The 6,333-nt window shown below is 69.1% G+C and carries 8 protein-coding genes, 1 tRNA gene and 1 pseudogene; 7 read left to right on the top strand and 3 right to left on the bottom strand.

Annotation, left to right across the window (positions count from 1 at the left end):
* Positions 1 to 79 precede the first annotated feature (79 nt).
* On the bottom strand, positions 80 to 628 hold the full coding sequence (locus tag B7L92_RS34010; RefSeq protein WP_004985889.1) for a helix-turn-helix domain-containing protein: 549 nt from the start codon (positions 626 to 628) through the stop codon (positions 80 to 82).
* A 182-nt stretch (positions 629 to 810) separates the two neighbouring features.
* On the opposite strand from B7L92_RS34010, the gene B7L92_RS34005 reads away from it, so the two are divergent.
* Positions 811 to 886: transfer RNA gene (locus tag B7L92_RS34005), tRNA-Ala, on the top strand.
* Between the two features lie 119 nt (positions 887 to 1,005).
* Here the strand turns inward: B7L92_RS34005 and B7L92_RS34000 are convergent.
* A complete protein-coding gene (locus tag B7L92_RS34000) occupies positions 1,006 to 1,707 on the bottom strand; it encodes a DUF5324 family protein (RefSeq protein ID WP_081241099.1) in 702 nt (233 codons plus the stop codon).
* Positions 1,708 to 2,045: 338 nt separating this feature from the next.
* On the opposite strand from B7L92_RS34000, the gene B7L92_RS33995 reads away from it, so the two are divergent.
* Positions 2,046 to 2,573 carry a peptidylprolyl isomerase gene (locus tag B7L92_RS33995; protein ID WP_004985884.1) on the top strand — a complete coding sequence of 176 codons (528 nt, stop codon included), beginning with the start codon at positions 2,046 to 2,048 and terminating at the stop codon, positions 2,571 to 2,573.
* A 105-nt stretch (positions 2,574 to 2,678) separates the two neighbouring features.
* Positions 2,679 to 3,569: a rhomboid family intramembrane serine protease gene (locus tag B7L92_RS33990; RefSeq protein ID WP_081241098.1), complete on the top strand. Its 891-nt coding sequence runs from the start codon at positions 2,679 to 2,681 to the stop codon at positions 3,567 to 3,569.
* Between the two features lie 302 nt (positions 3,570 to 3,871).
* Here the strand turns inward: B7L92_RS33990 and crgA are convergent, their stop codons facing one another.
* Positions 3,872 to 4,126, bottom strand: coding sequence for a cell division protein CrgA (gene crgA, locus B7L92_RS33985; RefSeq protein ID WP_004985881.1), 255 nt, complete (start codon positions 4,124 to 4,126; stop codon positions 3,872 to 3,874).
* Positions 4,127 to 4,267: 141 nt separating this feature from the next.
* Between crgA and B7L92_RS33980 the strand changes: the two genes are divergently transcribed.
* The 4 genes and pseudogenes from B7L92_RS33980 to B7L92_RS33965 form a co-directional block, all read left to right on the top strand.
* Positions 4,268 to 5,047, top strand: coding sequence for a DUF881 domain-containing protein (locus B7L92_RS33980; protein ID WP_081241097.1), 780 nt, complete (start codon positions 4,268 to 4,270; stop codon positions 5,045 to 5,047).
* A 195-nt stretch (positions 5,048 to 5,242) separates the two neighbouring features.
* Positions 5,243 to 5,404 carry a hypothetical protein gene (locus B7L92_RS33975; protein ID WP_086015610.1) on the top strand — a complete coding sequence of 54 codons (162 nt, stop codon included), beginning with the start codon at positions 5,243 to 5,245 and terminating at the stop codon, positions 5,402 to 5,404.
* Positions 5,401 to 6,039 (top strand): aminodeoxychorismate/anthranilate synthase component II, encoded by a 639-nt coding sequence (locus B7L92_RS33970; protein WP_081241096.1) that lies wholly within the window; start codon positions 5,401 to 5,403, stop codon positions 6,037 to 6,039. Before B7L92_RS33975 ends, B7L92_RS33970 begins: the two co-directional genes overlap by 4 nt.
* A pseudogene (locus tag B7L92_RS33965) lies at positions 6,036 to 6,333 on the top strand (class E sortase); the annotation flags it as partial. The gene B7L92_RS33970 and the pseudogene B7L92_RS33965, both read left to right, overlap by 4 nt.

Genomic DNA, 6,333 nt, shown 5'->3' with positions numbered 1-6,333 from the left:
CCCTCGACGAGCGGTACGGCTCCCCGACTCGCACACGCTTCCCGGCGGCCGAACCCCCTTCGACCGCCGGGCGGGGGGCTCAGTTCTGGTGGGCCTGGTAGTGCGCGACCGCGTCGGAGGTACGGCCGGCCCCGTAGACCCGGAGGAACTCTGCCAGCTCGGGATGGGTGGGGGCGAGGGTGTCGGCGGCCTCGATGATGTCGCCGGCGGCCGCCACCGAACGCAGCAGGGACTGGATCTCACGGACCACCCGCTTGACCGTGGGGGCACCCGAACTGCTCGTCGTCTGGGTGGTGTTGCTGAGTACCGAGCCCCCCTGAGACCTCTTGATCTCCTCCATGCGCTCGGTCGCCTCGGCCGCGCTGACGCTGCCGTCCGCGACCTGTCCCGCCAGGTCCTGCAGCAGCTGTACCCGCTGGACCACCGCGGGGTTTCCGATCTTCGCCCGCTGGCCGCTCATCAGCTGCGACAACATCGGTGCGGACAGCCCCAGGACCCCCGCGAGACGAGCCTGGTTGAGACCGAGGTCGTCTATGAGCCTACGGAAGAGCGCCCCCAGCGGCTCCCCGTACCAGTTCCGCTGCAGTTCCCGCGCTCTTGCGGTGGCTTCCTGCTGTGCGGCGTCCATTGCGTCTCCCCATCGCTTCCCCAGGAACCGTGGTTCGCTGTAGCGAACCACGTCGAGCATCTTACGGAGAGTGGTTGGTCACGGGGACCCCCAATCTTTTTGCGGAATCCCCGGGGGGACCCGGTACTCTGGTCACCGGCGCCCGCCGGGATGTGCTTCCTCCTGGTGGACGCTTCCCGTCCGGGGCCTTAGCTCAGTTGGTAGAGCGCTGTCTTTGCATGGCAGATGTCAGGGGTTCGACTCCCCTAGGCTCCACCATCGGACCCCTCTCACCTGCGGAAACGCGGTGAGAGGGGTCCTGTTTCACGTGGAACAGCGCGGTGGGGCAGGAGACGTCCAAGTCTCCTGCCCCACCGCGCTGTTACCTCGGTCGCGCGTCAGGGCTGGTCGTCGCGCTTGGAGGACTCCTCCTCGGCCTCCTTCGCCTCGACCTCGGGGTCGAGCGTGGATCCGCCGCTGCCGTCCACCGACGTCAGCGTGGCCGACTCCGAGACATCCGTCGCGGTCGGCGGTTCCACCAGCCAGTCCGGATTGGCCTGCTTGTCCCACCACTTCCAGGCGGCGAAGACGCCTCCTGCGACGGCGCCCAGGACCAGGGCCATCTTCGCGGCCCGGCCGGCCCGCGCCCGCCGCTGCTGCTTGCGGGCCAGCTTCTGGATCTGCTGGGCCGTGACCTGGCTGCGCAGTGCGGCCAGCGCGGCCGCACTGCGGGCCGCGGCCTCCTCCTTGGCGGGTCCGGCCACGGCCAGCGCCTGCTCGATCTTCGGCCGGGAGTACTCCGCCGCCTGCCGGGCGGCCTTGCGGGTGCGGATGGCGGCTTCGTGGGCGGCTTGGTCGACCTTCGGCGGCACATGCGTCCGGGCCTGTTCCAGATACGGCTGCACATGGGCGCCGTACTGGAGGCGGGCCTGTCCGGCGGCCTGCGTCACCTTGGGCGCTAGCCGTACGCGTGCCTCCTGCGCGTAGTGCGCGGCCCTGATCTTGGCCGAGTCGGCGTAGGGCGCCACCACGTCCGCGGCGTGCAGCACGCTCTCCTTCGCCGAACCGGTCGCGGCGCGCACGCTGTCGATGCGGGTCACGGGTTCCTCCTCCTCGGTGGCGTACGGTATTTCGACTTTCCACCCTTTTACGGATCATGCCTGCCGCGGCGCCGTGAAGCATGCGCGGACGGGCATCCGGGTGCCGTCGGAGTCGCTCCCTGGTGATATCGAGGGCAAGGGCGGATGAATCCGGAGCAACGGAAGCTCGGTGCCGACCATGCCACGGATCGCCGCCGTGCGCCCCCGCCACGGGACCGCTCGACCGGTTTTCCGCAAGCGGAACGGCTCGGTTTCCCCCGGTGACCGGGCGACGGGCGACTGCGCGCCCCGTCCGTGCGAGGATCAGGGAGTCACGGAAAGACAACGGAAGGCACATTGTGGCTGAGCAGCTCTACGCCACCCTGAAGACCAATCACGGCGACATCGAGGTTCGGCTCTTCCCGAACCAGGCGCCCATCACGGTCAAGAACTTCGTCGAGCTCGCCAAGGGCGAGCGGGAGTGGACCCACCCGCAGACCGGTGCGAAGTCCACGGACAAGCTCTACGACGGCACGGTCTTCCACCGGGTGATCAGCGGCTTCATGATCCAGGGCGGTGACCCGCTGGGCAACGGCACCGGCGGCCCCGGCTACCAGTTCGAGGACGAGTTCCACCCGGATCTGCGCTTCGACAAGCCCTACCTGCTGGCGATGGCCAACGCCGGCCCGGGCACCAACGGCTCGCAGTTCTTCATCACCGTCGCCCCGACGGCATGGCTGAACCGCAAGCACACCATCTTCGGCGAGGTCGCCGACGCCGCCAGCCAGAAGGTCGTCGACACCATCGCCTCCACGCAGACCAACCCGCGCACCGACCGTCCGGTGAACGACGTCGTGATCGAGTCGGTCGAGATCCGCGAGGGCTGAGCCCCCGCTCCCCGGAGAGCGAAAGCCCGCAGAGGGGAACCAATCGCCCCGCTCATCCGTAAGGATGGGCGGGGCGGGGCTTTTCCACACGACCGAGGGGTGCCCATGGACGACCAGGCTGCCGGCAGCCCGCAGGACGCCCGGAGCGTCCCCGTCTGCTATCGCCACCCGGACCGCGAGACCGGCATTCGCTGTACCCGCTGCGAGCGTCCGATCTGCCCCGCGTGCATGGTCAACGCCTCGGTCGGTTTCCAGTGCCCGGAGTGCGTCCGCAGCGGCTCGGGCACCGGACACGCCCCCACGGCCTCCATGCCCCGCACGATCGCCGGCGGCACCGTCGTCGCCGATCCCCGGCTGGTCACGAAGATCCTTCTCGGGATCAATCTCGCGGTGTTCGTCGCCGTGCAGATCAGACCCTCGCTGCTGCGCGATCTGTACCTCATCGGTGTCTGGCCGCCGGCTCCGTTCCTGCCCACCGAGGGAGTGGCCGACGGCGAGTGGTACCGCCTGTTCACCTCGATGTTCACGCACGAGGCGATCTGGCACATCGCCTTCAACATGCTCGGCCTGTGGTGGCTCGGCGGACCGCTCGAGCAGGCCCTCGGCCGGGCGCGCTATCTCGCGCTCTACCTGATCTCCGGGCTGGCGGGCAGCGCGCTGACGTATCTGCTGGCTTCCGGGACCACGGCCACGCTCGGCGCCTCCGGCGCCATCTTCGGCCTCTTCGGCGCGATGGCCGTACTGATGCGCCGCCTCGACTACGACATGCGTCCGATCATCGCCCTGCTGGTGATCAATCTGATCTTCACCTTCAGCCCGGGCTTCAACATCGCCTGGCAGGCGCACATCGGAGGGCTCGTCGCCGGTGTCGTGATCGGGTACGCCATGGTCCACGCCCCGCGCGAGCGCAGGGCACTGATCCAGTACGGCACCTGTGCACTGGTGCTGGCCGTGGTGGTTCTGCTGGTCCTGTTGAGGACGGCGCAGCTCACCTGAGCGTCAGGGTTGTCCACAGTGGGTGGTGAATCTTGTGCACAGTGTGCGGAGACCCTGGCGTCCAGGGCCGTAGCCCCCTGTTGATGCAGGTCAGATGAGCGACGAACAAATTTTCGGTCACCGGTGGTCTTGTCACACCGGCGTCAACCTCTGATGAGTTATCCACAGATCGGGGTTTGTTTTCCCCATGTGGAAAAGCTTGTGGATAACTCAGTGGACAGCCCTGCCCAGAGCTGGTGGACGGCTCTGGGCAGGGCTTGTGGACAGTGCGGGGCAGAACCGCGCTCACCGCGCGGCGCGCCCTACTTCCACTGTGTCGAGACGCCGAACCCGGCGGCGATGAAGCCGAAGCCGACCACGATGTTCCAGTTGCCCAGGGCGTCGACGGGCAGCGAGCCGTCGGTGACGTAGAAGACGACGATCCAGGCCAGTCCGATGAGGAACAGGCCCAGCATCACCGGCGCGACCCAGGCGCGGTTGGTCAGCTTGAGAGCAGTCGTCTGCTTCGCCGGCGGCGGCGTGTAGTCGGCCTTCTTGCGGATACGTGACTTCGGCACGAGGGTCTCTCCTGTCGATGCGCTGCGTGGCCGCGCAGGGAACTGGGTCGGGCTCGGAGCAGCGTACAAGGGGACTCTGAGCGCTCCCCCGGGCGTCCGTTAGCGTAGTGCTTCCGCGGCGCCGAAGGAGATAAGGGTACGTTGAGCAATTCTGCCGACTTCCCCGGGACGGAAGCCAGACCCGCCCGCCGACACCGTTTCCGGCCCGTGCGCGTCCTCACCGCGGGGGTCTTCGCGCTCGCGGGGCTCATCTTCTTCACCAGCTTCCACACGGCCAAGGGCACCAACATCCGCACGGACGCCTCGCTGCTGCGGCTGTCCGACCTGATCCACGAGCGCAGCCGCGCGAACGGGGAGCTGGAGGAGGCCAACGGCGTGTTGCGCAAGGACATAGAGGCCCTCGCCGAGCGCGACGACGGCAGCACCCGGGCGGAGGACGACCGACTCGCCGCCCTGGAGGAACGCGCGGGCACGCGGAAACTCGAGGGCGAGGCGATCACGGTCACGCTCGACGACGCCCCGCCGGACGCCACCGCAAGGCTCCCCGGCTACCCCGAGCCGCAGCCCGACTACCTGGTCATCCACCAGCAGGACCTCCAGGCCGTGGTGAACGCGATGTGGCAGGGCGGCGCCGAGGGCATCAAGGTCATGGACCAGCGGCTGATCTCCACCAGCGCGGTGCGCTGCGTGGGCAACACCCTGATCCTCCAGGGACGCGTCTACTCGCCGCCGTACAAGATCACGGCGGTCGGCGACCCGGAGAAGCTGAAGAAGGCGCTCACGACCTCCCCGGCGATCCAGAACTACATGGTGTACGTCAACGTCTACGGGCTCGGCTGGAAGGTCGAGGACGACGGGCGGGTGACGCTGCCCGGCTACTCGGGCACGGTGGACCTGCACCACGCGAAGCCCGTCGGGTAGCGGCCGGGGGCCCGCGGGAGACCGCGCCCGCGGAGATCGAGGCGATCGCCCCCGCGGCACGTACTTCCGGGTGCACGCGCCCGGGCCCGCCGGGGCCGCACACAGCCTGTGGACACAGGGGAACCGGAGGCGCCGCGCCGCTAGTCTGGTGGCTACGGCGTGGGTCTGGTGCCGTGGTACGACGGAAGGGACGGCATGTACAGCTGGATCTGGCGGCATCTGCCGGGGAACGGATGGGTGAGGGCGCTCATCTCACTCGTGCTGATCATCGCCGTGGTCTACCTCCTCTTCCAGTACGTCTTCCCGTGGGCCGAGCCGCTGCTGCCCTTCAACGATGTGACGGTGGACAACCAGTGAGCGCGCGCATTCTCGTCGTCGACAACTACGACAGCTTCGTCTTCAACCTGGTCCAGTACCTGTACCAGCTGGGCGCCGAGTGCGAGGTCCTGCGCAACGACGAGGTGTCGACGGGGCACGCGCAGGACGGCTTCGACGGCGTGCTGCTGTCACCCGGACCCGGCACCCCCGAAGAGGCCGGGGTCTGCGTGGACATGGTGCGGCACTGCGCGTCGACCGGGGTGCCGGTCTTCGGGGTCTGCCTCGGCATGCAGTCGATGCAGGTGGCGTACGGCGGGGTGGTGGACCGTGCGCCCGAGCTGCTGCACGGCAAGACCTCGCCGGTCGAGCACACGGGCCGCGGCGTCTTCGTCGGCCTGCCCTCCCCCTTCACGGCGACCCGCTACCACTCCCTGGCCGCCGAACCGGCCACCGTACCCGCGGAGCTGGAGGTCACGGCCAGAACGCCGGACGGCATCGTGATGGGGCTGAGGCACCGTGAACTCCCGGTCGAGGGCGTGCAGTTCCATCCGGAGTCGGTGCTGACCGAGCACGGGCACCGGATGCTGGCCAACTGGCTGGCGGAGTGCGGTGACGAGGGCGCGGTGGCGAGATCGGCGGGGCTCGCCCCGGTGGTGGGCAGGGCCACGGCGTGACCGCGCTGCGCCCCGAGCGCGAGTCCGGTGCCGGATACGGGGAGTCCTTCACGGACTACTCCGGATACGGCGTCGGCGGCGAGCAGGGTACCCCGTACGGGCAGCAGCCGTACGGGGCGCCCGGCACGTTCGGGGACGGCCGGTACGACGGCGCTCCGCAGGACCCCTACGGCGGTGCCTCCGACGACACCGCGTACCTGCCGCCCGTCGACGAGGAGACGGTGGCGCTGCGGATACCCGATCCGCCCGATCCACCGGAGCGCCCGGTCCGTGAGGAGTCCACCGGGGCCCCGG

Origin of the sequence: Streptomyces viridosporus (genome assembly GCF_002078235.1) — a bacterium.
Lineage (GTDB): Bacteria > Actinomycetota > Actinomycetes > Streptomycetales > Streptomycetaceae > Streptomyces > Streptomyces viridosporus.
The sequence above is the reverse complement of the archived record's forward strand: the minus strand, read 5'-3'. Positions and strand labels throughout refer to the sequence as shown.

Excerpts from the sequence above, each read along its gene's own strand:
- B7L92_RS33975 (WP_086015610.1), top strand. The coding sequence starts at position 5,243 with ATGTACAGCTGGATCTGGCGGCATCTGCCGGGGAACGGATGGGTGAGG.
- B7L92_RS34010 (WP_004985889.1), bottom strand. The coding sequence starts at position 628 with ATGGACGCCGCACAGCAGGAAGCCACCGCAAGAGCGCGGGAACTGCAG.
- B7L92_RS33990 (WP_081241098.1), top strand. The coding sequence starts at position 2,679 with ATGGACGACCAGGCTGCCGGCAGCCCGCAGGACGCCCGGAGCGTCCCC.